The organism is Paracoccus albicereus, assembly GCF_024359525.1.
Classification (GTDB): Bacteria; Pseudomonadota; Alphaproteobacteria; order Rhodobacterales; family Rhodobacteraceae; genus Paracoccus; species Paracoccus albicereus.
Genome location: NZ_JAKZEU010000005.1, coordinates 221,055 through 247,358, shown reverse-complemented (window position 1 = coordinate 247,358; position 26,304 = coordinate 221,055). Strand labels below are relative to the sequence as shown.

25 protein-coding genes are annotated in these 26,304 nt (G+C 64.3%); 8 read left to right on the top strand and 17 right to left on the bottom strand.

Annotated elements, in window-relative coordinates:
* Nucleotides 1-40 precede the first annotated feature (40 nt).
* A complete protein-coding gene (locus tag MLD63_RS14905) occupies nucleotides 41-1,540 on the bottom strand; it encodes a CoA-acylating methylmalonate-semialdehyde dehydrogenase (protein WP_255330702.1) in 1,500 nt (499 codons plus the stop codon).
* 215 nt (nucleotides 1,541-1,755) lie between these two features.
* On the opposite strand from MLD63_RS14905, the gene MLD63_RS14900 reads away from it, so the two are divergent.
* The 3 genes from MLD63_RS14900 (at nucleotide 1,756) to MLD63_RS14890 (ending at nucleotide 3,696) form a co-directional block, all read left to right on the top strand.
* Nucleotides 1,756-2,217: a CBS domain-containing protein gene (locus tag MLD63_RS14900; protein ID WP_255330701.1), complete on the top strand. Its 462-nt coding sequence runs from the start codon at nucleotides 1,756-1,758 to the stop codon at nucleotides 2,215-2,217.
* 80 nt (nucleotides 2,218-2,297) lie between these two features.
* Complete coding sequence (coaD, locus tag MLD63_RS14895) at nucleotides 2,298-2,807, top strand: pantetheine-phosphate adenylyltransferase (RefSeq protein ID WP_255330700.1); 510 nt, start codon at nucleotides 2,298-2,300, stop codon at nucleotides 2,805-2,807.
* Between the two features lie 109 nt (nucleotides 2,808-2,916).
* Complete coding sequence (locus MLD63_RS14890; RefSeq protein WP_255330699.1) at nucleotides 2,917-3,696, top strand: transglutaminase-like domain-containing protein; 780 nt, start codon at nucleotides 2,917-2,919, stop codon at nucleotides 3,694-3,696.
* A gap of 79 nt (nucleotides 3,697-3,775) precedes the next feature.
* On the opposite strand, the gene MLD63_RS14885 is transcribed toward MLD63_RS14890, so the two are convergent.
* The 8 genes from MLD63_RS14885 to pyrC form a co-directional block, all read right to left on the bottom strand.
* Entirely contained in the window at nucleotides 3,776-4,279 is a 504-nt protein-coding gene (locus tag MLD63_RS14885; RefSeq protein ID WP_255330698.1) for a bactofilin family protein, read from the bottom strand.
* Nucleotides 4,269-5,582: a DUF5930 domain-containing protein gene (locus MLD63_RS14880; RefSeq protein ID WP_439957673.1), complete on the bottom strand. Its 1,314-nt coding sequence runs from the start codon at nucleotides 5,580-5,582 to the stop codon at nucleotides 4,269-4,271. Before MLD63_RS14880 ends, MLD63_RS14885 begins: the two co-directional genes overlap by 11 nt.
* Before the next feature lie 180 nt (nucleotides 5,583-5,762).
* Nucleotides 5,763-7,160, bottom strand: a complete 1,398-nt coding sequence (locus tag MLD63_RS14875) for a helix-turn-helix domain-containing protein (RefSeq protein ID WP_255330696.1) — start codon at nucleotides 7,158-7,160, stop codon at nucleotides 5,763-5,765.
* 61 nt (nucleotides 7,161-7,221) lie between these two features.
* Complete coding sequence (locus MLD63_RS14870; protein ID WP_255330695.1) at nucleotides 7,222-8,427, bottom strand: multidrug effflux MFS transporter; 1,206 nt, start codon at nucleotides 8,425-8,427, stop codon at nucleotides 7,222-7,224.
* The gene (locus tag MLD63_RS14865) at nucleotides 8,414-8,764 is read right to left on the bottom strand and encodes a DMT family protein (RefSeq protein ID WP_255330694.1); all 351 of its coding nucleotides are present in this window, start codon (nucleotides 8,762-8,764) and stop codon (nucleotides 8,414-8,416) included. Before MLD63_RS14865 ends, MLD63_RS14870 begins: the two co-directional genes overlap by 14 nt.
* Nucleotides 8,761-10,248 carry a replicative DNA helicase gene (locus tag MLD63_RS14860; RefSeq protein ID WP_255330693.1) on the bottom strand — a complete coding sequence of 496 codons (1,488 nt, stop codon included), beginning with the start codon at nucleotides 10,246-10,248 and terminating at the stop codon, nucleotides 8,761-8,763. The genes MLD63_RS14865 and MLD63_RS14860 overlap by 4 nt, the downstream gene beginning before the upstream one ends.
* Nucleotides 10,249-10,367: 119 nt before the next feature.
* Nucleotides 10,368-11,039: an orotate phosphoribosyltransferase gene (locus tag MLD63_RS14855; protein ID WP_255330692.1), complete on the bottom strand. Its 672-nt coding sequence runs from the start codon at nucleotides 11,037-11,039 to the stop codon at nucleotides 10,368-10,370.
* Nucleotides 11,036-12,079, bottom strand: coding sequence for a dihydroorotase (gene pyrC, locus MLD63_RS14850; RefSeq protein WP_255330691.1), 1,044 nt, complete (start codon nucleotides 12,077-12,079; stop codon nucleotides 11,036-11,038). The genes MLD63_RS14855 and pyrC overlap by 4 nt, the downstream gene beginning before the upstream one ends.
* Before the next feature lie 128 nt (nucleotides 12,080-12,207).
* Between pyrC and MLD63_RS14845 the strand changes: the two genes are divergently transcribed.
* Nucleotides 12,208-12,519 carry an antibiotic ABC transporter gene (locus MLD63_RS14845; protein ID WP_255330690.1) on the top strand — a complete coding sequence of 104 codons (312 nt, stop codon included), beginning with the start codon at nucleotides 12,208-12,210 and terminating at the stop codon, nucleotides 12,517-12,519.
* 57 nt (nucleotides 12,520-12,576) lie between these two features.
* Here MLD63_RS14845 and gap read toward each other — a convergent pair whose 3' ends face one another.
* From gap to purB, 4 genes are all read right to left on the bottom strand, one after another.
* The gene (gene gap, locus MLD63_RS14840; RefSeq protein ID WP_255330689.1) at nucleotides 12,577-13,578 is read right to left on the bottom strand and encodes a type I glyceraldehyde-3-phosphate dehydrogenase; all 1,002 of its coding nucleotides are present in this window, start codon (nucleotides 13,576-13,578) and stop codon (nucleotides 12,577-12,579) included.
* 91 nt (nucleotides 13,579-13,669) lie between these two features.
* Nucleotides 13,670-13,813: a hypothetical protein gene (locus MLD63_RS14835; protein WP_255330688.1), complete on the bottom strand. Its 144-nt coding sequence runs from the start codon at nucleotides 13,811-13,813 to the stop codon at nucleotides 13,670-13,672.
* A gap of 144 nt (nucleotides 13,814-13,957) precedes the next feature.
* Nucleotides 13,958-14,974 (bottom strand): FliG C-terminal domain-containing protein, encoded by a 1,017-nt coding sequence (locus tag MLD63_RS14830; RefSeq protein ID WP_255330687.1) that lies wholly within the window; start codon nucleotides 14,972-14,974, stop codon nucleotides 13,958-13,960.
* 78 nt (nucleotides 14,975-15,052) lie between these two features.
* A complete protein-coding gene (purB, locus tag MLD63_RS14825; RefSeq protein WP_255330686.1) occupies nucleotides 15,053-16,366 on the bottom strand; it encodes an adenylosuccinate lyase in 1,314 nt (437 codons plus the stop codon).
* A gap of 149 nt (nucleotides 16,367-16,515) precedes the next feature.
* Here purB and MLD63_RS14820 point away from each other — a divergent pair, with 149 nt between their 5' ends.
* The 4 genes from MLD63_RS14820 to MLD63_RS14805 all read left to right on the top strand — a co-directional run bounded on the left by MLD63_RS14820 (nucleotide 16,516) and on the right by MLD63_RS14805 (nucleotide 20,795).
* On the top strand, nucleotides 16,516-17,211 hold the full coding sequence (locus MLD63_RS14820; RefSeq protein WP_255330685.1) for a hypothetical protein: 696 nt from the start codon (nucleotides 16,516-16,518) through the stop codon (nucleotides 17,209-17,211).
* Entirely contained in the window at nucleotides 17,208-18,335 is a 1,128-nt protein-coding gene (locus MLD63_RS14815) for a YihY/virulence factor BrkB family protein (RefSeq protein ID WP_255330684.1), read from the top strand. Before MLD63_RS14820 ends, MLD63_RS14815 begins: the two co-directional genes overlap by 4 nt.
* Nucleotides 18,336-18,404: 69 nt before the next feature.
* Complete coding sequence (locus MLD63_RS14810; protein WP_255330683.1) at nucleotides 18,405-20,300, top strand: propionyl-CoA synthetase; 1,896 nt, start codon at nucleotides 18,405-18,407, stop codon at nucleotides 20,298-20,300.
* A 78-nt stretch (nucleotides 20,301-20,378) separates the two neighbouring features.
* Entirely contained in the window at nucleotides 20,379-20,795 is a 417-nt protein-coding gene (locus MLD63_RS14805; protein WP_255330682.1) for a VOC family protein, read from the top strand.
* On the opposite strand, the gene MLD63_RS14800 is transcribed toward MLD63_RS14805, so the two are convergent.
* The 4 genes from MLD63_RS14800 to MLD63_RS14785 all read right to left on the bottom strand — a co-directional run bounded on the left by MLD63_RS14800 (nucleotide 20,796) and on the right by MLD63_RS14785 (nucleotide 26,238).
* A complete protein-coding gene (locus tag MLD63_RS14800; RefSeq protein WP_255330681.1) occupies nucleotides 20,796-21,893 on the bottom strand; it encodes a hypothetical protein in 1,098 nt (365 codons plus the stop codon).
* Between the two features lie 3 nt (nucleotides 21,894-21,896).
* A complete protein-coding gene (locus MLD63_RS14795; protein ID WP_255330680.1) occupies nucleotides 21,897-22,466 on the bottom strand; it encodes a hypothetical protein in 570 nt (189 codons plus the stop codon).
* 93 nt (nucleotides 22,467-22,559) lie between these two features.
* Entirely contained in the window at nucleotides 22,560-23,897 is a 1,338-nt protein-coding gene (gene aroA, locus MLD63_RS14790) for a 3-phosphoshikimate 1-carboxyvinyltransferase (protein WP_255330679.1), read from the bottom strand.
* A gap of 61 nt (nucleotides 23,898-23,958) precedes the next feature.
* Nucleotides 23,959-26,238 carry an NADP-dependent malic enzyme gene (locus MLD63_RS14785; RefSeq protein ID WP_255330678.1) on the bottom strand — a complete coding sequence of 760 codons (2,280 nt, stop codon included), beginning with the start codon at nucleotides 26,236-26,238 and terminating at the stop codon, nucleotides 23,959-23,961.
* Nucleotides 26,239-26,304 lie beyond the last annotated feature (66 nt).

The window sequence follows — 26,304 nt, the reverse complement described above, 5'->3', positions numbered from 1 at the left end:
GACGCTTGCGCGCCCGCCCCATCCCGCGCCCGGACCGGGCTCAGTCCATGGCTTTGAAGTTGAACTCGCCGCCTTCCTTGATGCCGGACGGCCAGCGCGCCGTCACCGTCTTGGTCCGCGTGTAGAAGCGGAAGGCGTCTGGCCCATGCTGGTTCAGGTCGCCGAAGCCCGATTTCTTCCAGCCGCCGAAGGTGTGGTAGGCCAGCGGCACCGGGATCGGTACGTTGATGCCGACCATGCCGATGTTGATGCGGTTGGCGAAATCGCGGGCAGTGTCGCCGTCGCGCGTGAAAATCGCGGTGCCGTTTCCGTATTCGTGGTCCATCGCCAGCCCGATCGCTTCCTCGTAGGACCCCGCGCGGACGGTGGACAGGACCGGGCCGAAAATCTCATTGCGGTAGATGTCCATCTCGGGCGTGACGCGGTCGAACAGGTGCGGGCCGACGAAGAACCCGTTCTCATAGCCCTGCAGGCTGAAATCGCGGCCGTCAACAACCAGCTCGGCACCCTGCTCGATGCCGCTTTCGACCAGCCGCAGGATGTTCTCCTTCGCGGCAGCGGTCACCACGGGGCCGTAATCGACATCGTCGCCGGCTGTCCAAGGGCCGACCTTCAGCTTCTCGACCCGCGGGACAAGCTTCTCGATCAGCCTGTCCGCCGTCTCCTCGCCCACCGGGACCGCGACCGAGATCGCCATGCAGCGTTCGCCTGCCGCGCCGAAACCGGCGCCGACCAATGCATCCGCCGCCTGATCCAGATCGGCGTCGGGCATGATGATCATGTGGTTCTTCGCACCGCCAAAGCATTGCGCGCGCTTGCCGGTCTTGGCCGCTTCTTCGTAGATGTACTGCGCAATCGGGGTCGAGCCGACGAACCCCACTGCCTGGATCACCGGGCTTTGCAGGATCGCATCGACGGCGTCCTTGTCGCCATTGATGACCTGAAGCACACCGTCCGGCAGGCCCGCTTCCTTGCACAGTTCGGCCAGCATCAGCGGGACGGACGGGTCCCGCTCGCTGGGTTTCAGGATCATCGCGTTGCCCGCGACCAGCGCCGGACCCATCTTCCATAACGGGATCATCGCCGGGAAGTTGAAGGGGGTGATGCCCGCGACCACGCCCAGCGGCTGACGCATCGAATACATGTCGATGCCCGTGCCGGCGCTGTCGGTAAAATCGCCCTTCAGCAGATGCGGCGCGCCGATGCAGAACTCGATCACTTCAAGGCCCCGCTGCACGTCGCCCTTCGCGTCAGGGAAGGTCTTGCCGTGCTCGGACGACAGCGCCTCTGCCAGCTTGTCCATGTCGCGATTGATCAGTCCGACCAGCGCCATCATGACCCGCGCGCGCTTCTGTGGATTGGTCGCGCCCCATTCCTTCTGCGCTTTCGCAGCGCTGTTCACGGCGGCATCAATCTCGTCCCGGCTGGCAAGCGGGACACGAGCCTGGACTTCGCCGGTGGCGGGATTGAATACGTCGGCAAAGCGGCCCGAGCTTCCGTTGACCCGCTTGCCGTCGATCCAGTGCGACAATTCCTTCATGGCATCCTCCATCCTGCGTTTGGCGGCAGGATAGTCGTGCGCCCAAGCGGATGAAAGGCTCCGTCGCGCATCGGGTTGCCTGTGGCAGCGCGCGAATGACCGTGCCGGGACCGACGATGGTCGCAGACGTGGGGGCAGGGCAAATTGCGCGCACTTGACGAAGCGGGTTTCGCGTCAAATGATGCACGTCACCACTCTGTGAATGCGAGGTCGCCATGCTCGTCCGCCAGCTTCTGTCGATGAAGGACTCCGCCGGGAAGCCTGAGCTTGAATCCCGCACGATCCTGACCATCAAACCCGACGCCACTGTTTCAGAGGCGGTCCAGATGCTGGCAAAGCATCGGATCGGCGCGGTGGTCGTATCCGACGACGGCGAAACCCCAACCGGGATCCTGTCAGAGCGCGACGTTGTCCGGCAACTGGCGGCGAAGGGCACCGCCGTCCTTGACAGCCCGATCAGCGAGCTGATGACGCGTGAAGTGCAGACCTGCACCACAGCCGAAGATGCGCTTGCGATCCTGGAGCGGATGACCAAGGGTCGCTTCCGTCACCTGCCCGTGGTGGATGACGGTGGTCGGATGATCGGCGTCGTCTCGATCGGCGATGCCGTCAGCGGGCGGCTGAAGGAACTGGCGGCTGAAAAGGACGCCCTGACCGGGATGATCATGGGGAACTGACAACGACCGGACGGTCGTCCGCGACCGACAAGGGCGTGCTGCCTGCCCCGCTATAGACCCGGCGCCGAAAGGAATCTCTGATGCGCATCGGCCTTTATCCCGGAACGTTCGATCCGGTGACGCTTGGGCATACCGACATCATCGAGCGCGCGATGGCGCTTGTCGATCGGCTGGTCATCGGCGTCGCGATCAACCGTGACAAGAGTCCGCTGTTCTCGCTTGAGGAACGGGTTGCGATGGTCGAGGCGGAATGCACCGCGATCACCGGTCGCACCGGCGGCGAGATCGTCGTCCACCCGTTCGAGAACCTGCTAATCGACTGTGCCCGCGATGTCGGCGCGGGCGTCATCGTGCGGGGGCTGCGAGCGGTTGCGGATTTCGAGTATGAATTTCAGATGGTCGGCATGAATCGCGCGATGGATTCCAGCGTCGAGACCGTTTTCCTGATGGCAGATGCCCGGCGGCAGGCCATCGCGTCAAAGCTGGTGAAAGAGATCGCGCGGCTTGGCGGCGATGTATCGAACTTTGTGACGCCGCCCGTAGAAAAAGCGCTGGTCGAGAGGCTGGACGGCGGCCGGAACGATCGCTGATCCGAGGCGTTGTCAGCCATCACCGTCAGGCCGCTCGTCGCTCCATCTTCAGGATGACATGCGCGCGCAGGGCCGGGTGACCTAGATCCGACCCGAAGGAGCCTTGCCCGTGAAGATCGCCATCGACACCAATCTCGAATACGACCTAGCGCAGCCGGGTCCGGCGGTCCTGTCGGTGGAAAGTGCGGGTGCATTGGGTCAGACCATCGTCGAGGCCCGGATCGATCTGGGCGATCTTGACAGTTTCGCGCGCGTTCCCGGGGACGAGGGTATCGGCGAGCGGATCATCATCCGCCCCCGGGGTCAGTTGGTCTGCCACTACACGGCGACGGTCAGCATCGAACGCGACCGTCCGGACTTTGCCAGCCTCGCGGCGACGCCCTTCGAGCGGCTTCCCGGCGATGCGCTGCGCTATACCCTGCCATCGATATATTGCCCCTCGACCCGCTTCGGAACCTTCGTCCAGGACACCTTCGGCGATCTGTCAGGCGGTGCACGCGTGGCTGCGATGCGGGACTGGATCGAGAACAACATCGCCTACGTCGCAGGCGTGTCGGACGCCGACACGACGGCCGCGGACACGTTTCTGGATAGGCAGGGCGTCTGTCGCGACTACGCGCACCTTCTCGTCTCGCTCTGCCGGGCATCGAACCTGCCCGCCCGCATTGCGAGCGTCTATGCGCCCGATGTCGATCCGCCCGATTTCCACGCCGTGACCGAAGTCTACCTGGACGGCGCGTGGCATCTGATCGACGCGACAGGGATGGCGACGGCGGATCAGATGGCGATCATCGCAGTCGGGCGTGACGCGACAGACGTGGCCTTCTTGTCTTCGGTGCAGCGCGCAACCCTGCGGGCGCAGACGATCGCGGTGAAGCGGACTGATTAGGCGCTACCAGATCGCTGAATGCAAACGGCCCGGAAGGCATCGCGCCAACCGGGCCCTTCATTTTCGCTGTAGCTGAAGATCAGGCGTTGTCGGACGGAGGCGCCAGTTTCTTGGTTCCACCTTGAGTCAGCGGATCTTCCTGCCGCTGGACCGAACCCTCGAAATGAGCGCCGGATTCGATCGCGATCGTCTTGTGGATAATGTCGCCCTCGACCCGAGCGGTAGCCGACAGGCGAACCTTCAAGCCACGCACGCGACCGACGATGCGTCCGTTGACGATAACCTCTTCGGCTACGACCTCGCCCTTGATCGTCGCGCTTTCGCCGACGGTCAGTTGGTGGGCGCGGATGTCACCCTCGACCGTGCCCTCGACGACGATGTCGCCTTCGGTGCGGATGTTGCCGGTGACCGTCAGGTCAGAGGACATCACCGATGGCGTGCCGCGCTGGCGCGTGGGCGCAGGGGCGGGCGCTTCGGACCGTTCGGGCGTGGGCTGGGGTGCGGGGCGCGGTTCGGCTTCCGGTGTGGAAGTCGCGGACTGATTGCGCGCGGGGGTGTCGGTCACTCGGGTCTTAGAAAACATTGCTCGCCGCCTTGATGAAGCTCATGGGGTCGACGGCCCGTCCGTTCACGCGCACCTCGTAATGCAGATGCGGTCCGGTCGAGCGTCCGGTGTTCCCCATATCACCGATCCTGTCGCCCTGCGACACCCTTTGGCCGACCTTCACGCCGATTTTCGACAGGTGGCCAAAGCGTGTCTCGGTGCCCAGTTCATGTTTGATCTTGATAAGATTGCCATAGCCGCTTTGACGGCCGGCAAAGACCACGACGCCATCGCCGGTGGCGTAGATCGGCGTCCCGACAGGGCCTGCCATGTCCACGCCTTCATGCGCGCGGCCCCAGCGGCGTCCGAAGCCCGAGGTGTAGCGGAAGCTGTCCTTGACGGGCATGGCCAACGGCAGCTTTTCCATCGCGATCCGATAGGTGTTCACCTGGTCCAGCGTCACGATGATCTGGTTCGCCTTGGTTTCGCCCGCTTCGATCGCCGCGTTGCCGTGGGTCGAATAGGCCATCGGCGTCAGCGGGCCGCCCTGGCCGGAATAGCCGCTGCGCACCAGACGCAGAACCTCGTCCGGGTTCATGCCGACCGAGCGGAAGACCTTGTCCAGCGGCTCGACCGAGATCGCGACCGCGTCTTCCAGCTGGCGAAAGATCTCTTCGTTGCGGGCCACGATCAGATCGCGCTCGACGGTCAGCTGCTCGGCCTGCCCGCGGGCCTGTTCCGCGCTGGCCAATGCCTCGTCCCGCTGATCCGAGGTTTCCTTCAACTCGCCGCTGAGAATGTCGAGGGCGACGGAAAACTCCTCGGCGCGATCGGCTTCGGGCAGGGGCTTCCCGCTTTTATCCTCGATCGCGGCGGTCAGCGTCTCGGCCTTCGTTGCGGCGCTGTCACGCTGCTCGATCGTGTCGCGCAGCGTCGTCTGGACAGCGCCCATTCCGGTTTCCAGCTCACGTCGACGTTCTTCCGAGGACAGCAGTTGCGATTGCATCTGCGACACCTGATCCAGCGCCACCGCGAAACGGCTCTGCGCGGCCGCGGCTTCGGCGGCGCGTGCGTCACGTTCGGCCGAGAGTTCGTCAAGACGCGCCTCGAACGCGGATTGCGCGCGCATCACCTGATCGCGCGACGTCCCGGAACTGATCGATTCGATGACCAGGATCGAGCTTGCCACGATGGACCAACCGAAGATCGCCGCCGTTCCGCCCAGGGCAACCATCTGAGTCAGCGGCCTGAGCCGGACGTAGCGAGTTGCGTTGGCAGAGCGCAGGAACAGCCGCTGCTCGGGCAGCCAGCGTTCCAGCGACGAGTTCAATCGGTTCACGATATTCGGCAAAGTCTGTCCCCGGTTCTCGGGATCGGTTGCACCCGACCCGTTCTGGTTCCGCTCTGCCTTTCGTAAACAAAAGCTGTGGTCTCGACGCAACACCCCTTGGCCTCTGCAACGGCCGGTTGCGCGGATATGTGCCAGAAGGGGCGGAATTCCGCCGAAGCGGACACGGGCAATTTAGGCCAGATCGTAGGGCAGGGGTCCGGGACGATCGCGCGGAATGGACAGCGCGCGGTCGATCGGTGGCACCGATCGCTGATGACAATCCGGCCGGGGACAGATTCGACATGATATGCCGATCGGCTCATAGGCGTCGGGATTAGCCAGATCCAGCCCCGCAGCGTAGATCAGATCCCGGGCATGGGCGATCTCGCAGCCCAGCCCGATGGCGAAACGGCGTACGGGCGCGCCAAAGGCTCCGGCAGGTTTCGAGACATCGCGCGACAGCAGCAGATACCGGACGCCGTCGGGTGTTTGCGCCAACTGCCGCAAGAATCGTCCCGGCTGCTCAAAGGCGCGATGCACGTTCCACAAGGGGCAGGCCCCGCCGAAACGCGCGAATTGCAGCCGCGCAGCCGAGTGGCGCTTGGTGATCGTGCCGGCCTGATCGACGCGAACAAAGAAGAACGGAAGACCCTTCGCCCCCGGCCGCTGCAGCGTGGACAGTCGGTGTGCAACCTGTTCCAGCGAGGCGCCGAACAGATGCGCAAGCCGTTCAAGATCGTGACGTTCAGCAAGGGCCGCAGCGTGAAACGCGCGATATGGCATCAGCGCCGCACCGGCAAAGTAATTGGCCAGTCCAACGCGCGCGACCTGCCTTGCGGTCTCGCTGCGGAACCGCGCCAGATCCAGCGTGGCATCGATCAGGTCGCCATGTCGCTCCAGCCCGACCTGGTGGAGCAGTTGGAAGGTTCGGGTCGAAGCTTCGGCTGCGGCGTTCAGCACGATGTCCGTACCACTGCGAATGAAGACGGACCCGGCGGGCAGTTCGCCAGTGGTGACGCCTATCCCACATTCTTCCAGCGCGGCGCGTGCCAGTGTCAGAGGATCGCCACGTCGGCCGTCAGGACAGGCGAAACGTTCCGCCGCATGATCGACCGCGTCGATGTAATTGTCGCAGTAGTGAAAGAAGTCGCGCACCTCGTCCCACGCCGATACCGTGGTGTTCTGCGCCGCGCCGCCAATCGCCTCGTCCAATGCCGCCAGCCGTTCCTGTCCCTGACGATGGGCGCGATACAGATCCAGGAATGCGCGGGCCAAGACGGGTGCGTTGGTTGCCGCAAGGCGCAAATCGGCCAGCGCCGGCGTCGCGTCGAACAGCGGATCGGCCAGCGCCTCCTGCAGGTCGATCACCATCCGCTGCGCATCTCCCGCGGCGATGGCGGTGATGTCCAGTCCGAATTCCTGGGCCAGACGCAGCAGCACCCCGGCCGAGATCGGGCGATGGTTGTTTTCCATCTGGGACAGATAGGGCAGCGATATTCCAAGCCGCTCGGCAAAGCTGCGCTGCGCCAGACCGGCGCGCACCCGCGCCTCGCGCAGTGCGGACCCGGCGTAGATCTTCTGGACGGCCATCGTTCGCCTCTTGCTTTGCAAAGGACGGTCTATCCTTTGCAAATGCGATGCCGCAAGCCTGTCATCCGAGTGTGCGTTTCTCGCGCCGGATCACCCACAGGATCGCCAGAAGCGAGCCTATGGCCGAACATGTCATGATACACAGAAGCGGTGTCGCGCCGCGGCCCGGCGTCAGCAGCGCGCCGGCCAGCGCCGACAGCACTGCGCCGCCGGCAATCGCCAGCGCGCCACCCAGTCCCGACGCGGTGCCCGCAAGGTCGGGCCGAACGCTCATCATTCCGGCATTCGCACTTGGCAGCACCATACCGTTGCCCAGACCCATCATCGCCACGGCACCGAAAAACACCCACGGGCTGATGATGCCGCTGACATCCGCCGTCAACGCCAGCGTCACCGGGACGACGCAGACGATGGCGCCGAGCAGGATCATCCGGCTCATCCCCAGCCGTCCGGCGAAGCGGCCGGACAGGAAGTTGCCGGTCATGTAGCCGATCGATGGTGCGGCGAAGAAATAGCCGACCTCGGCCGGCGACAGGCCGAAGACACGTTCGCCCACGAACGGCGCGCCGCCGAGATAGGCAAAGAACGTCCCCGAGGCGAGCGTCGCGGCCGCGCAATAGCCCCAGAAGCGCACCGACCGTGCGAGGATCGGATAGTTCCGCAATTGCTGGCGCAGGGGCGTGCCCCCGCCGCGGACCGTCTCGCCCAGATCGAGGAAGGCGGCGACGAAGACTGCCAGCGCCAGCAGCCCCATCACGGTGAAGTTCGACCGCCAGCCGAACAGCTCGTCCAGAATGCCGCCGATCACGGGCGCGATCATCGGCACGACGGCCATCCCCATCGTGACGTAGCCGATCATGCTGGCGGCGCGGCTTCCGTCGTAGAGATCGCGAACGACCGCCCTTGGCACCAGGATCGCCACGGCGACCGCAGCCTGCAGCATGCGGAACGCCAGAAAGCTACCCGCGGTTGGCGCCATCAGCGTGCCGACCGTTGCGATCAGGAAGATCACCAGCCCGCCCAGCACGACGGGCCGCCGACCGATCCGATCGCTCAGCGGACCGCCCAGCAACTGGACCAGCGCGCTCATCCCAATATAGGCCGAGACCGACAGCTGCATCACCGCGTAGGGCACGCCGAAATCGCGCGCCATGCCGGGCAGCGAGGGCAGGAACACGTTCATCGACAGGGCAGCGACGCCGGACAACGCGACCAGCGTCACCAGCCGCGGCGGCGTGCGGGTTGCCGCCGGCCTAGCTCCAGTCATGAAAGACGAACCAGGCGCCGAGACAGATCAGCGAAAACCCGACCGCATGCTGCCAGCCCAGCTTTTCGCCCAGATAGAGCCATGAGAACAGGGCGAAGACCGACAGGCTGATGACTTCCTGAATGGTCTTCAGTTGCGCGGCAGAGAAATGGCCATAGCCGATGCGATTTGCGGGCACCTGCATGAGGTACTCGAAAAAGGCGATGCCCCAGCTGATCAGGATCACCGCGACGATCGGCGCCGTCTTGAACTTCAAATGGCCGTACCATGCGACGGTCATGAACAGGTTCGAGGCGATCAGCAAGCCGATGGTGATCACCGGCACGGGCAGGTTCATCCCCAATCGCCCTGCCGTTCGCGCGCAAGGTTGCCGAAGCGGGTGAACTGGCCTTCGAAGGACAGTTCGACCGTGCCGATCGGGCCGTGGCGCTGCTTGCCGATGATGACCTCGGCCTTGCCGTGAACGGCCTCCATGACCTGCTGCCACTTGGCCATCGCGTCCAAATCACTGTCCGACGGCTTTTCGCGTTCCTTGTAGTATTCCTCGCGGAACACGAACATCACGATGTCCGCGTCCTGCTCGATCGAGCCGGACTCGCGCAGGTCCGACAGCTGCGGACGCTTGTCCTCGCGGCTTTCGACCTGCCGCGACAGCTGGGACAGCGCGATGACCGGGATGTTCAGCTCTTTCGCGACGGCCTTAAGACCCTGGGTAATCTCGGACACCTCGTTCACCCGGCTGTCCTTTGCCGATGAGGCGCGCAGAAGCTGCAGGTAGTCGACCATCAAGACGTCAAGTCCGTGGGTCCGCTTCAGCTTGCGTGCCCGAGCGGCCAGCTGGTGAATCGGCAGAGCCGGGGTATCGTCGATGTACAGCGGACAGTTCTGTAGCGCGTGCGCGGCTTCGACGAAACGGCGGAACTCGCCTTCGTCCATATCGCCGCGGCGAATACGCTCGCTGGGCACCTCGGATGCTTCGGACAGTATCCGTGCGGCCAGCTGTTCAGCGGACATCTCGAGGCTGAAGAAGCCCACCACCCCGCCTTGAACGGTGCCTTCGCTGCCATCGGCCTTCACGCCGATCTTGTGCGCCTTTGCCACGTTGAAGGCGATGTTGGTCGCGAGCGACGTCTTTCCCATCGAGGGACGGCCGGCGAGGATGATGAGGTCGGAATCGTTCAGGCCGCCCATCTTGCGATCCAGATCGACCAGCCCGGTCGAAATCCCCGACAGACCGCCGTCCCGCTGATAGGCGGCATTCGCGGTGTGGACCGCGCTCGTCACCGCCCTGAGGAAGGACTGAAAACCACGCTCGGCCACGCCCTGCTCGCCCAGCTTGTACAGCGTCTGCTCGGCCTGCTTGATCTGTTCTTCGGCGTCGTCGTCTACCTGCACGGTCGCGGCGCGGGCCGAAATGTCCTGTCCGAGTGTGATCAGCTCGCGCCGGAGCGCGAATTCGCGGATCATCTGCGCATAATCGCGCGCCGCGTAAGGCGAGATCGCGCCCGCCGCGATCCGCGCCAGGTAAGCCGGCCCCCCCAGATCGCGCAGGCCGGTGTCGGTCTCCATGAAGGCCTTGATCGTGACCGGGCTGGCCAGCGCGTTCCGCGCAATCCGTTCGGCGCAGATCTCGAATATCCGGGCATGGACCGGGTCATAGAAATGCTCGGCCCGGATGATCTGGGTGATGCGGTCGAAAACGTCGTTGTTGGTCAGCAACGCGCCCAGCAGTTGCTGCTCGGCCTCGATCGAGAAGGGTACCGCCTGCGTCTCGGCCTCGGTGCCAGCCTGCCGCACCGTGATCGCCCTGACTTCGCTCATCTGCCGCTGATCCCCCGATTCATCCGGGCGTTATAGCCGCAGGATAGCGCGGATATGAACTGCCTGCCCGAAGAATCTTGTGGTCGGTTCTGGGGATAACCTGTGGGCAGAACCGCGGCTCAGCGATGCTCCGCCTGCCACGCGCGCGGGTCGGTCAGGAAACGCTCGACTTCGGCGAGGGTGGTGTCGTCGAAGCTTTTCTGCGCCCGAGCCTCGGCCAGAACGTCCCACCAAGTGCAAAGATGGTGCAACGTGACGCCATGGTCCGCCAGCCGGTCGATCGTGTCCGGAAAGATGCCGTAATAGAAGATCACGGCCGTATGGGCGCAGGTCGCGCCCGTGTCGCGGATCGCATCCACGAAGGACAGCTTGCTGCCCCCGTCAGTGGTCAGGTCCTCAACCAGCAGGACGCGCTGACCCTCGGTCATCACGCCCTCGATCCGGGCGTTGCGCCCGTAGCCCTTCGGCTTCTTGCGGACATAGGTCATCGGCAGCGCCAGCCGCTCGGCCACCATCGCGGCGAAGGGAATGCCCGCCGTCTCGCCGCCGGCGATGTTGTCGAAGGCTTCGAACCCTGCATCGCGCAGAATCGTCGCCGCCATGAAGTCCATCAGCGTCGCGCGGATGCGCGGATACGAGATCAGCTTGCGGCAATCGATATAGGTCGGGCCCTTCAGGCCGGATGCGTAGGTATAGGGCTCCGCGGCGTTGAAGTGAACCGCGCCGATTTCCAGAAGCATCCGGGCCGAGAGGCGCGCGATCTCCTCGCGCGGGGGAAAGGTCGCGATCATGGTGCCTCGATCTGCCAGTGAAGGGGAAAGCCGGGGTCGAAGATCGTCACCGTCTCGTCGCCGACGTCGATCGTTTCCGGGAACGCGATCGGATCGTCATGGCGCACCATGGTGATCCGATCCTCGTTCGGAGGCAGGCGGTAGAAGGCTGCGCCGTTGAGGCTGGTGAACGCCTCCAGCCGGTCGAGCGCGCCGTCCTGCTCGAAGACATGGGCCAGGATCGACATCGTGTTCGGCGCGGTGAAACAGCCCGCGCATCCGCACGGTTGCAGCTTCGCTGTGTCAGGATGGGGCGCGCTGTCGGTACCAAGGAAGAAACGACCCTCACCGCTGGTCGCCGCCTGTCGCAGGGCCAGGCGATGTTCCTCACGCTTGGCCACAGGCAGGCAGTAGTAATGCGGACGGATGCCACCGGCGAGAATGGCGTTGCGATTGATGACAAGGTGATGGGTGGTGATCGTCGCGGCGATGTCCTCGCCCCCGTCACGGACGTAATCGACCCCGTCCTTCGTCGTCACATGCTCCATCACAACGCGCAGGCCGGGGGTCGCATCGCGCAAGGGCGCCAGAACGCGGTCGATGAACACGGCCTCGCGGTCGAAGATGTCGATCGAGGGGTCCGTCACCTCACCATGGACGCACAGGGTCACACCAGCCTCTGCCATCGCCTCGAGCACCGGGCGCACGCGCGCGACATCGGTCACGCCGCTGGCGGAATTGGTGGTGGCGCCCGCCGGATAAAGTTTCACCGCGCGGATCACGCCGGACCGGAAGGCCGAGACGACATCCGCGGGATCGGTCGTATCGGTCAGATACAGCGTCATTTGCGGGTCCAGCACCGCGCCGTTGGGCAACGCGGCAAGGATCCGGTCGCGATAGGCGGCGGCTTGCGCACCCGTCACGACCGGTGGCACCAGGTTTGGCATGATGATCGCGCGGCCGTAATCGGCCGAATGGGGCGTGACGGCCTTCAGCATGGCGCCGTCGCGAAGATGCAGGTGCCAGTCGTCGGGACGGCGCAGGGTCAGGGTCTCGCTCATGGCTCTGGCCTTACACCGGGGCTGCGGTCGATGCCAAGCCGCGCGCGAGCCTGACTGAAAGAAGGGGTTGAACAAAGCGGCGCCGGGGACGTTACTGAACGGGTGTTCGCTATCGAAAGGCACCAACAATGGCCCATTCACCGATCGCCAAGGTGGCCCTGCCCTGGTCACTCTGGTCCGAAATGGCGTGGATCGCGGCTGAATCGCAGATGATCATCGGTTTGAGGATGATGGGTCTGCTGGGACTGACCAATCAGTCGCCGGGGGAGCCCTTCCGGATGGTTGCGGAAAAGCAGGCGGCTGCCACCGAATCGCTGTTCGCGATGACGGAAGCGGCGTCGCGTGGAGCCAGCGCCGACCGCGTCATGTCCGCCGCCCTGCGCCCTTACCGCAAGCGGACGCGTGCCAATTCGCGTCGTCTGGGTCGAAAGCGTCCGTGAAACGCGAAACGGCGGGGCCAACGCCCCGCCGTTGAAGGCTCGCATCGACCGCGATGCTCAGATCAGCTTGCCCATCGCGACCGCGGTGTCCGACATGCGGTTGGAGAAACCCCACTCGTTGTCATACCAGGTCAGGATGCGGACCATGTTGCCGTCGATGACCTTGGTCTGGTCCAGCGCGAAGATCGAGCTGTGCGGATCGTGGTTGAAGTCGATCGAGACGTTTGGCTGATCGGTATAGGCCAGCACGCCCTTCAGCGGACCATCGGCCGCTGCCCGGATCGCTTCGTTCACCGCCTCGACCGTGGTGGGCTTCGACGCTTCGAAGACCAGATCGACGACCGAGACGTTGGGCGTCGGCACCCGGATCGACACGCCGTCGAGCTTGCCGTTCAGTTCCGGCAGCACCAGCCCCACCGCCTTCGCCGCACCGGTCGAGGTCGGGATCATCGACATCGCGGCGGCGCGGGCGCGGTAAAGATCCTTGTGCATCGTATCCAGCGTCGGTTGGTCGCCGGTATAGCTGTGGATCGTGGTCATGAAGCCTTTTTCGATACCGACGGTATCATTCAGCACCTTCGCCACCGGCGACAAACAGTTGGTGGTGCAGCTCGCATTCGAGACGATCAGGTCTTCGGCCGTCAGCGTGTCGCTGTTCACGCCATAGACGATGGTCTTGTCCGCGCCGTTCGAGGGCGCCGAGACCAGGACCCGGCTTGCGCCGTTGTCGAGGTGGACGCGGGCCTTATCGGCGTCGGTGAAGATGCCGGTGCATTCCAGCGCCACGTCGACGTCGCCCCAGGGCAGTTCGGCCGGATTGCGCAGAGCGGTGACCTTGATCGGGCCGCGACCCACGTCGATCGTGTCGCCGTTGACCTTGACCTCGCCCGGGAAGCGGCCGTGCACGCTGTCGAAGCGGATCAGGTGCGCGTTGGTCTCGACCGGGCCCAGATCGTTGATCGCGACCACCTCGATATCGGTGCGTCCCGACTCGATGATGGCGCGCAGGACGTTGCGTCCGATGCGGCCGAAGCCATTGATTGCAACCTTGACTGCCATGGTGAACTCCGCCCGAAAATGATGTCGGCCATCCCATAGCCCGATCCCGTCGAGGGTGCAAACGGCCTGTGGGACGGGCGGTCCGCCCTGCTCAGCGCCAGAAACTGACCCATTCGACCAGCGCGGCCATCTGTCGCGCCAGAGCAAGCGGCAGATCGCCCTGAAGCCATTGCCGGTCGGCGATGAGAACACCGATGATCAGCACCCCCAGAGCGATCGCGATCTGATTGGTCATGCGCGGGTCCTTTGACATCGATCCCGTGGCCCGCAGCTAGGACAGATCGTCAGTTTGAGGCAAGGCCGAGGATGAAGGCGTCAGTGAACCGAAACGAGGCGGCGAACCGCGCGCTTCGTTTCTGTCTGCGGCGCCAGCGCCGGATTACGCTGCCTCGGCATCCTCGTCGGGACGAACGAACTGAATTTCGCCGCTGGCCTGCAGGTCGCGGATTGCCGCGACGACGGCGGTCATGCCCTCTTCGATCTCGCGCGGGCGCAGCTTGCCCTGGTCGCGCATGTCGTCGCGCAGGCTTTCGGCGACACGCTGCGGCAGGTTTGCCAGAAGGAACTCACCCGCAGCCGCATCCGCCTCTCCGGGCGCGACGAGGGCGCGGATCAGCACCGTCGTCTCGACCGCGCGCACCACCTTGGGCACATCCCGCGGATCAATGCGGCCGGGGATATGGGCGAAGGTGAAGATCGCCTTGCGCACGCCGCCCGCGAAATCCAGATCGTCGGCGTCGAGCCCATCGAGCACGTTGTCCCTAATCTCGGCGGTCGTGAAGTTCAGGATCGCACCGACCCGGTCCACGACCGGTGAGTCGAGTGCCGAGCGGGGCAGGGCGTCCGCCGCTTGAAGCAGAACGGTGCCGACCCGGCGGAGGGTCGTCTCGCTCACATTGCCGGCCATCGACATCGCCAAGGCCACCTGCCGGCCACGCGCGGCCCCCAAGGCGGTGAACGTCTCTGACGCCTTCGAAACCGGCAGCTTGGCCAGCAGCAGCGCGACGACGTCCGTCGATTCCTGCTGAGCCAGTGCCACGATCTTGTCGATCGGTAGTGCCGCGATCCGTTCCCAGGGATCACCCTTGCCGGCCAGCGCCGCCAGCCGTCGCAGGCGGTCGTTGGTATCGTCGCTGAGATAGGCGCCCAGAATGTCCAGCGTCCCATCCAGATTGCCTGGAAAGACCAGCCCGACGGCGTCTAGAAGATCACAGAACTCGGTCACCACCGCGTCCCGCGTCACACGATCGATCAGCTCCATCCCGGCCATTTCCTGCGCCAGCAAGGCCTGCGTGTCGCGGTCCAGCGCCGACAGCCGCAGGTCGCCGTTCTCTTCCAGCAGCAGGCGTACGATCACCGCCGCCTTCTGCCGGGTTGTCAGTGCCACCGCCGCCATCTCACCACTCCGTCGAATCGTCCGCTTTCGCGAACAATGCCGGAACTTGGCTAAGGGAACGTTACCGGAACATAAAATTTATCCGGCAGTGTCCTCGAAGACCCGGCGGAAGATCGTGTCGACATGCTTGGTGTGATAGCCAAGGTCGAACTTCTCCTCGATCTCGGCCGGCGACAGGGCTGCTGTCACCTCGGGGTCGGCAAGCAATTCTTCCTTGAAATCCTTGCCTTGCTCCCACACCTTCATCGCGTTTCGCTGCACCAGACGGTAGGCGTCCTCACGGGACACACCGGCTTGGGTCAGCGCCAGCAGCACGCGCTGGCTCATCACCAGACCGCGGAACTTGTTCATGTTGGCCAGCATCGTTTCGGGATAGACGACCAGCTTGTCGATGACCCCCGCCAGGCGGTTCAGCGCGAAATCCAGCGTGATCGTCGCATCCGGCGCGATGCCACGTTCGACCGAGGAATGGCTGATGTCGCGTTCATGCCACAAAGCCACGTTCTCCATCGCCGGGATGACCGCCATCCGCACCAGACGCGCCAAGCCGGTCAGGTTTTCGGTCAGTACCGGATTGCGCTTGTGCGGCATCGCGCTGGAGCCCTTCTGGCCGGGGCTGAAGAATTCCTCGGCCTCGAGCACCTCGGTGCGCTGCATGTGGCGGATCTCGATCGCGATGTTCTCGATGCTGCTGGCGATCACGCCAAGCGTCGCGAAGAACATCGCGTGGCGGTCGCGCGGGATCACCTGCGTGCTGATCGGTTCGGGGCGCAGGCCCATCTGCTTGCAGACATGCTCTTCAACCGCCGGGTCGATATTGGCGAAGGTGCCGACAGCGCCCGAGATCGCGCCTGTCGCGATTTCCCACCGGGCCTTTTCCAGCCGGTTCCGATTGCGGTCCATCTCTGCGTAGAAGCGCGCGAAGGTCAGGCCCAGCGTCGTCGGCTCGGCGTGAATGCCATGACTGCGCCCGATCCGCACGGTGTCCTTGTGCTCATGGGCGCGACGCTTCAGCGCCTCCATCACCCGCTCGACATCGGTGATCAGCAGGTCGGCCGCGCGCACAAGCTGCACGTTCAGCGTCGTGTCGAGCACGTCCGAGGACGTCATCCCCTGATGCACGAACCGCGCCTGTTCCGAGCCGATGATCTCGGCCAGATGGGTCAGGAAGGCGATCACGTCGTGCTTGGTCACGGCTTCGATTTCATCGATCCGCGCGATATCGAATTCGGCGTCCTTGGCGGCCCAGACCGCCTCCGCGCTGTCCTTCGGGATCACGCCCAACTCGGCCTGCGCATCGCAGGCATGAGCCTCGATCTCGTACCAGATGCGAAACTTCGTCTCGGGCGACCAGATCGCGGTCATTTCGGGGCGGGCATAGCGGGGGATCATCGGCGCACTCCTGCAAGGCGGGCTTGGACGGACGGGTGCGGGGATAGACCGGGTAGGGGCCGGGGGCAAGATTTGTCAGTCTGTGGAACAACCGACCGGGAAGCGCCGTTTATCATCAACACTTTGCCACCGCAGATCGAGGCCATCCGATGCAGCAACCCCATGACGACGATTCCCGCGAACCCGGCCATGAAGCGCGGGTGACCAGCCAGACAAGGTTCGGCCCGCGCCCTGTTCCCCGTCCGGGGCTTCAGCCCGGCACGACAGAGCATGACGGCAAGACGATGACGTCGCAGCTTCTGGTCTACGGCGGGATTGGAATCATCGCCGCGGCGGCGACGACGGCCACGGTTCTCGCCACGCGCAAGCTGGCTGAGGCGATTGCCGGAAACGAGGACGAGCCGGTGGCCCGCGTCCGCCCGAGGTCTGCCGGCATGGCCCCCCGCTTTGCCGATCTGAGTTCGGATGAGCAGGAAGCGGTTCGTCGGCGCGTGCGTGCACAGGCTGCCGCCGACCGCGAACGCGCCGCGCGTGCCCGTGCGGGTGCATCGCGGCGCCGCGATCTGGCAGGCGACATCACGGGGCGCGCAAATGAACTGACGAGCAGCCTGAACGGTGTGATCGCATCACTGACCGGTGCAGTCGCGGGCTTCCGTAGTGTCGCTGCGCAAGCAGGGGGCATCGTTCGCGAATTCTCCGATACTGCCGATGTCGTTCGTGGTGTGTTGGGAAATGTCGGAAACCGCACGGCAGATCCACGCTCTCGCACGCCTTCCGAAACTCGCACCCGCAGGCCGCAGGACGCCGCCGATGACCTTCGCGCTGACCGGATGCACCGGCTTTGAGCGAGACGGCCGCAAACCGATCCACCGGCCTTTACGAAGCGCTGTTCGCACCGCTCGACGAGGACACGCGTCGGGCGTGGCGGATTGGCCCTGACGCGAGGGCCGAGAACGAGGATATCGCGCGTCTCAAGCAGGCGGCCGATGAGGCCGCTCGCCGCGCCGCAGAGGCAGAACAGCGAGCGGTTCTTCCGAAATCCGATCTGGTTCGAAACGACGCTCCGACGTCGCCGTGGGTGATGACGAAGGACGATTGGCTTTCTGTCGGGAAGTCCACCCTGGCCGAGACGAGTGAAGATCGAGTGACCTCCGTCGCTGGGGGCGTCGTGTTCTTCAGCCTACTGGCACTGTTTCCAGCCTTGACTGCGCTGGTTTCGATTTATGGTCTTGTGGCCGATCGCGGGATGATCCTCGAGCATCTGTCGATGATGCAGGCGTTTCTTCCGTCGGGGGCCTACGGCATCATCGAAGGCCAGATCCAGTCGATCACCTCTGCGCCCAGCAGCGCGCTGTCTGCGGCGGGTCTGATCGCAATCGCAATCGCACTCTATTCGGCGACGGGCGGGACCAGGGCGATGATCGATGCGCTGAACATCGCCTTCTTCACCGTCGAGACGCGGAGCTTCATCAAGAAGAACCTTATCGCCATCGGCTTCACCCTTGGTGGGATCATCTTGCTGATCACTATGCTGGGCGTCATCGCGGTCATTCCAGCGGTTTTGCGGATGCTGCCGCTGACCAGCGCGACAGAATGGATGGTCGCCATCCTGCGCTGGCCGATCATGTTCGCCGTGGTTGTGGTGACGCTCGCCGCACTTTACCGCTGGGGCCCCGCGCGTGAACCGGGGAAAGGCGTATGGCGGGGCGTCCTGCCGGGTGCGCTGTTCGCGGCGGCGGGCCTGGTCGTCGCCTCCATGCTGTTTTCCTGGTATGCGGCGAACTTTGCCAATTACAACGAGACCTACGGTTCGCTTGGCGCGGCGGTCGGCCTGATGATGTGGCTGTGGATCGCATCGATTGTTGTGATGGTCGGGGCCGAGCTGAATTCGGAAATCGAACGGCACCTGCGCAAGCGCCACGGCCTTCCCGATCTGTCCGATCTCGACAAGGCAACTCCTCCGGCCTGACTCTCGCGCAAGAATATTGCGCGGTCCCAGTCCGCCGCGTTAAACCTTCGAATCGCGGCGGAGGGGGCGATGACTTACAAAGACGTTTATTCAGCGTGGCGCACCGATCCTGAAGCATTCTGGTTGGCGCAGGCTGATTTGATCGACTGGGACAGCGCGCCGACGCGCGCCTATTTTGATCAGGGCCCAGCGGGCGAATGGTTTGTCGACACAAGGGTCAACACCTGTCGGAATGCCGTTGATCGGCATGTCGAGGCTGGTCGCGGCGACCAGATCGCAATCATCCATGACAGCCCTGTTACCGGCCAGATCTTCCGGCTGACGTACACTGACCTGCGCGACCGTGTCGCGCGACTTGCAGGTGCATTAAGGGCGCAGCGTGTCGTGACCGGCGATCGCGTTATCGTCTACATGCCGATGGTTCCCGAAGCGTTGATCGCGATGCTGGCTTGCCAGCGTCTCGGCGCGGTCCATTCGGTCGTGTTCGGCGGCTTTGCGGCGCACGAACTGGCCGTGCGCATCGACGATGCGCAGCCCAAGGCCGTCATTGCCGCCTCTTGCGGCATCGAGCCAGGCCGTGTCGTGGCCTACAAGCCGCTTCTAGACCGCGCGATCGAAGCGGCACGACACAAGCCCGACACCTGTGTCATCCTGCAGCGCGACCAGCTGGTTGCCTCGATGGTCGACGGCCGCGACGTCGATTGGCACGACGTGCAGCGGAACGTCGAGCCAGCCGATTGCGTGCCCGTGCCGGGCAATCACCCCGCCTACATCCTCTATACATCGGGGACGACGGGACAGCCGAAGGGCGTTGTCCGCCCCACAGCGGGGCATCTGGTCGCGTTGCAATGGTCGATGGACGCGATCTACGGGATCAAGGCTGGCGATGTGTTCTGGGCCGCGTCCGACGTGGGCTGGGTCGTCGGCCATTCCTACATCTGCTACGCGCCGCTGATTGCGGGCGCCACGACCATCGTGTTCGAAGGCAAGCCCGTCGGCACGCCCGACGCCGGGACGTTCTGGCGCGTCATCCAGGACCATAAGGTCAAGTCGTTCTTCACCGCGCCAACCGCGATCCGGGCGGTCAAGCGCGAGGATCCGCAGGGCACACTGATCGGCGATTACGACATCTCGTCTCTTCAGGCGCTGTTTCTTGCAGGCGAGCGTGCCGACCCCGACACGGTCACATGGGCAGAAGAGAAGCTGGGCGTGCCTGTGATCGACCATTGGTGGCAGACGGAAACCGGCTGGGCGGTCGCCGCGAATCCGCTGGGGTTGGGGCTGCTGCCGATCCGCAAGGGCAGTCCCGCCGTCCCGATGCCGGGCTACGATGTTCAGGTGCTGGACGAGGCTGGCCAACCTGTGCCGTCCGGAACCCTGGGACCGATCGCGGTTAGACTGCCCCTGCCGCCCGGAACGCTGCTAACGCTGTGGAATGCCGAGGACCGTTTCCGAAAAAGCTATCTCGAGCGCTTTTGCGGTTTCTACGAGACGGGCGATGCAGGCTACGTGGATGACGATGGCTATCTGTTCATCATGGCGCGCACCGACGATGTCATCAACGTCGCGGGCCACCGCCTGTCCACCGGCGCGATGGAAGAGGTTCTGGCCTCCCATCCCGCGGTCGCGGAATGCGCGGTGATCGGCGTTGCCGACCCGTTGAAGGGGCAGGTTCCGGTCGGGTTCCTGTGCCTTAAGAAGGGCGTGGACGCGACACCGGACGGGATTCGGGATGAGGTCATTGCATTGGTCCGCGACCGGATCGGACCTGTCGCCGCCTTCCGAACGGCATTGATCGTCGATCGCCTGCCCAAGACCCGGTCCGGCAAGATCCTGCGCGCAACCATGTGCAGCATCGCCGATGGTCAGACCTATCGCGTCCCCGCAACGATCGAGGAGCCTGCCGTGCTGGAAGAGATCGGCGTGGCATTGCAGGTAGCCGGCTTCCCGATATCCAAGACGTGAGGAAACAACAGGCGCCTCTACGCCTTTATCAAGCGAACCGTTGACGATGGCTCGGCGTTGACGGGCAGGAGCAACAAGATGCGCTATTACCAGGGCAGGCTCATCGACCACGTCCATCTTCGCGTGCGGGATTTTGCGCGAAGCGCCGACTTCTACTGTGCGATCTTTGAAGCGCTGGGCATCGACGGGCGCGCCCGCCTATCACGCGATTGGCTTGAACTGGACGAATTGTTCATCGACGCGGCCGACGTCGATCACCCCCCGTCACTGGTGCATCTGTGCTTTCAGGCCTCTGATCGCGACGCGGTGGACCGCTTCCACGCTTTCGGGCTTAATGCGGGAGGGCGGGACAACGGCAAGCCCGGCTGGCGCGATTATCACCCGGGTTACTATGCCGCATTCCTCTTGGACCCCGACGGTAGCAACATCGAAGCCAAGCTCGACGACCGCGTCACGCGGCGGACGAGCGACGCCATCGGGCTGGATTGGGACTGACTACCAGTCGGTCAGTTCGACGTTCAGGCTGAACAGCGACTCGTCATAGAGGTCGATGGATGAATTGCGTCGACCGATCGCGGCCTCGACCGAAAATTTATCAGTAACTGCCGCCTCCACACTTAAGATCAGCGTGTCGTCAGTACGCTTATCACCAAAAAAACTGATGCCCCCATCGCGCGCCGCCTCGAACTCAAAAACCACATCCCGATCAAACAAAGGGCGCGCGAGAGATAGGTTGATCTGCCGAAGACGGGTCAACTCACCATCAAATCGCCGGTTCGCGTGCGCGTCTATCCCGACTGCACCCACTGAGGGAACGGCTGCAAGCCAGCGAGCCAGAATGCCCTGCTGTCGGCCGTAGCCCTGATCGGTTAAGGTCAAGCTGGCGCCGACCTGTTGGTCCAATCCGCCCATATGCGCGATCTGCGTCAGGCCCACGGAGGCGTTTTGCTGTCTCAGCGTGTCCCCATAATTCCGGTCGAGCACGCCGACCCCGCCGCAGGCGTCGAGCCAGGTCCATCCACCTACGAAATGCTCAGCACAGACCGAAAGTGCCAGTCGGTTTCGCCTCAAGTCTTCGGCGGGCAGCGCCTCTGTTCGGACCAGTCCCGACACACGCAAGATCGAACCACCGGCGTAGCTTCCAATCACGCCACCAAGGACCGAAGCGCCGACGACAACGCCCGATTTCGCGCGATCAGCGGGGTCGACAGCGAAGTCGATACCGCCGAGCGTAATGTTTTCGTTTGCGAGGCCGCCATTAAAGTTGCGACTGTAGCTGAGAATGGGCTGTGCGCTGACGCGCCGAGCAATGATCTGAAATCCTTCCCCAGCACGATGCGCGCCTCCGGTCCGCGCGGATAGCTCGGCGATCGCAGCGCGTGGAACATCGGGTCCAAGCCGGCCAAAAGTGAACAGAGCCAGCCGGTCTGAGCCCGAGGCCAGAGCAGCGCGCCATCCCGGCAGGTCACCGCTCGCTTGGGCCTCGGCCCGGATTGGCGCAGAGATTGCACCGAGCACCAGGCTGAGACAAAGAATCAGCGCGGCGATGCGGCGCGATTGCGTGCGTCGCCGTTGAGACCCGGCTTCCGGCAACGGTCAGTCGTCCCGGCTGCCCGTGATCAGAAGGCCGTAATTGTCGAGTCGGTCGGTACGGCCTGAGCTTGTAATGACGACATCCTTGCCGCCGCTACCAAGAAACCCGCCCACGGCCTGGTCGGAAATACTATGGTTCCGACCGTTGACGTTTACGGTTCCCCGTGCGCGCCCAACCATAAGGCTGCCCTCCATATTGGCGTCGACCTTGATCGAGCCATTCGTGGGGCTGTTGTCACGCCGCCGAAAATTGTCGACCGTCGCAGATACCGTGTCTTCGCTGAAATCGGCCACCACCTCGGCCTCACCGACGGCTTGGGGTGCGGTGCCCGATGGTCCCACGCGAAAGCTGCCGGCACCTTCATAGCGCGCCGTGCCACCACGAGGCAGTTGCGCGATCGGGGTGAAATCGTCGGCGACCGTGCCATCTGCTGCGTATTGCACGGCGAACTCGCGCTGTTGGTTGACAAGCGACAGATACGAAGGTGTGCCGCCGCCACCATCACTGCTCCCGCCGCCACATGCTGTGACAAAGCCGATCGCCGAAAGTGAAAGCATCAAACGAATCTTCATTGGAAATCCTCAGGTGAACCAATTCTGGGCTTAAACATGCCCGGCCGTGATGCAAATCAAATGTGCCGCGACGCTGCGACGCGGGTTAATGGCCTAGTCGTCGTTCAACTCGCCGCCCAGCTTCCGCATCAAGGGAACGAAATCGGGAAACGATGTCGTGATCGGGCCGCCGTCGTCGATCGAGACAGGCTTTTGGGTCGCGAGTCCGAGGATCAGGAACGACATCGCGATGCGGTGATCGAGATGCGTCGTCGCGACCGCTCCGCCCGGCACGGTTGTGGCGCCGTGGACGGTCATGCTGTCGCGGGTTTCCTCGACGCGGACTCCGTTCGCTTCCAGTCCGCGTGCCATGGCGTCGATCCGGTCGCTTTCCTTCACACGCAATTCGGCGACGCCGTTCATCACGGTTGGGCCTTCGGCAAAGGCTGCGATCACCGACAGGATCGGAAATTCGTCGATCATGCTTGCGGCACGCTCGGGCGGGACCTCGACGCCTTTCAGGGTGCTGTGGCGGACGACAAGATCGGCAACCGGCTCGCCGCCTTCCTCTCGCTCGTTCTCGAAGACGATGTCGGCTCCCATCTCGATCAGCGTGACGTAAAGGCCATCGCGGGTCGGGTTGCGACTGACGCCCGGTACGCGGATTTCTGATCCGGGAACGATCAGTGCGGCCGCGACCGGAAAAGCGGCGCTCGACGGATCGCGAGGCACGGCGACGGGTTGGGCGATCAGTTCGGGGCAGCCGCGCAGGGTGATGACGCGGCCCTCGGGCGTCGTCTCGGTCGCGATCTGGGCGCCGAAGCCCCTTAGCATCCGTTCGCTGTGGTCACGCGTCGCCTCTGCCTCGATCACCACCGTTTCACCCGGCGCATTCAGGCCGGCCAGAAGCACGGCCGACTTGATCTGTGCGCTGGCGACCGGCGTCTTGTAGCGCAGCGGCACCGGATCGGTGGCCCCGGTGATCGTTACCGGCAGGCGACCGCCGTCACGCGCGATGATCTGGGCGCCGAACTGCGAAAGCGGGTCGGTGATCCGGGCCATCGGGCGCTTGGACAGGCTGGCATCGCCGGTGAAAGTCGCAGTGATCGGTGTCGTCGCCATCGCACCCATGATCAGGCGCACACCGGTGCCCGAATTGCCGCAATCGATCACGCCTTCAGGTTCGGCAAAACCGCCCACGCCAACACCGTGGACCGACCATTCGCCATCGCAGACACGCTCGACCTGCGCGCCGAACGCCGCCATCGCCTTGGCGGTGTCCAGCACGTCCTGACCTTCCAGAAGCCCGGTGATCCGCGTCTCTCCGACCGACAGTGCGCCGAGGATCAGCGCCCGGTGGCTGATCGACTTGTCGCCCGGCACCTGTGCGGTTCCCTTGAGCGGACCGCCGCGACGGGACGACATCGGGCGGGCGGGGGCGTCGTGCGACATGGATCGTCTCCTTGATGGGGCGCGGGCGTTCTAGCGTCCGCGACCCGTCCCTGCCAGAGGCTCAGCTGTAATGCGCGACGGGCGTCCCGGCGATCGCCGACATGTTCAGCAGGCCGCGCGCGGTGATCGAAGGCGTGACGATATGGGCGCGGTTGCCCATGCCCATCAGGATCGGTCCCACTTCGAGCCCGTTGGCCTTGGTCTTGAGGATGTTGCGAACGCCCGATGCGGTGTCCGTACCCGCGAAGATCAGGATGTTCGCGGCCTCGGTCAGGCGAGAATTCGGGAATTCGCGTTCACGCAGCTCGGGGTCGAGTGCCGAGTCGATGTGCATCTCTCCGTCGAACTCGAAATCGACTTCGCGGTCGACCAGCAGATCCATCGCCGCGCGCATCTTGCGGCCCGAATGGATGTCGAGGTTGCCAAACTGCGAATGGCTGCAAAGCGCCACGCGCGGCGTCACACCGAAGCGGCGGACGTGACGTGCCGCACCGATCGCGGTCAGCATCACCTGTTCCGGCGTCGGATCGTGATTGACCTGGGTGTCGGCGATGAACAGCGGCCCGCCTTCAAGGATCATCATCGACAAGGCACCGTGCGGATGGAGGTGCTGGTTGGCCAGAACCTCGGTCACGTAGCGAAGGTGCCAGGTGTACTGCCCGAAGGTGCCGCAAATCAGGCTGTCCGCCTGTTCCAGATGCACCATCACCGCGGCGATGGCTGTCGTGTTCGTGCGCATGATTGCGCGTGCCAATTCCGGCGTGACGCCCCGGCGGCACATCAGGCTGTGGTAGGTGCCCCAGTAATCGCGATATCGGGGATCGTCCTCGGGGTTCACGATCTCGAAATCCTTGCCCGGCCGGATCGGCAGCCCGGCGCGTTCGGCCCGCTGCGCGATGACCTCGGGGCGACCGATCAGGATCGGCAGGTCGGACGTGTCCTCGAGCATCGCGTTCGCGGCGCGCAGCACACGTTCATCCTCGCCCTCCGCGAAGGCGATGCGCCGCGCCGCGGTGGCGGAAGCCTCGAAGACCGGCCGCATGATGAGGGACGACCGGAAGACATTGCTGTCGAGTTTGCGCCGATAGGCGGGCAGATCTTGGATGGGACGCAGCGCGACGCCCGAATCCATCGCGGCCTTGGCGACTGCGCTGGCGACGACGCCGTTCAGGCGCGGATCGAAGGGTTTCGGGATCAGGTAATCGCGTCCGAAGGTCAGCTTTTCACCGGAATAGGCCGCCGCCGCCTCGGCCGCGGTCGTGGTCCGGGCCAGCGCCGCGATCGCCTCGATGCAGGCGATCTTCATCTCGTCGTTGATCGTGGTCGCACCGCAATCCAGCGCGCCGCGGAAGATGAAGGGGAAGCACAGGACGTTGTTGACCTGGTTCGGGGTGTCGCTGCGGCCCGTCGCGATGATCGCATCGGGGGCCACGCTGCGCGCATCCTCAGGCAGGATTTCGGGAATCGGGTTGGCCAACGCAAAGAGGATCGGCTGCGACGCCATGCGCGACACCATTTCTGGCGTCAGCACGCCGGCGCCGGACAGTCCCAAGAAAAGGTCCGCGCCGTCGACAACCTCGCCCAGGCTGCGCGCGTCGCTGTTCTGCGCGAACTCGGCCTTCTGCGGATTCATGTCCTCGGTCCGGCCCTCGTAGACCAGCCCATGAATGTCGCAGAGCCAGATGTTCTCGCGCTTGGCGCCCAGCTTGATCAGCATGTTCAGGCAGGCGATCCCGGCAGCCCCGCCGCCGGTCGAGACGATCTTGATGTCCTCGAACCGCTTTCCGGCGATGCGCAGCGCGTTGGTCGCGGCGGCGCCCACCACGATTGCGGTGCCATGCTGGTCGTCGTGGAAGACCGGAATGTTCATCCGCTCGCGGCAGATCTTCTCGACGATGAAGCAGTCGGGCGCCTTGATGTCTTCCAGGTTGATCGCCCCGAAAGTGGGCTCCAGCGCGCAGACGATATCGGCCAGCTTCTCGGGGTCGGGTTCGTTCAGTTCGATATCGAAACAATCGATCGCGGCGAACTTCTTGAAGAGAACCGCCTTGCCCTCCATCACTGGCTTGGCGGCCAGTGCGCCGATATTGCCAAGGCCAAGAACGGCGGTGCCGTTGGTGACGACGGCGACCATGTTGCCACGCGAGGTATAGCGCGCTGCGGTCGACGGGTCGGCCTTGATTTCCAGACAGGCCTCGGCGACGCCGGGCGAATAGGCACGGGTCAGGTCGCGACCGTTGGCAAGGGGCTTTGTCGCGCGGATCTCCAGCTTACCGGGGCGCGGAAATTCGTGATAATCGAGCGCCGCCTGCCTTGCGTTGTCATGCCTGCGTTCTTCCATCGCTGTCCCTCCAGACGGCTGCCTTTACCGATCTCTTGCACTGCCCAACGGCCCGGCGCAACATTG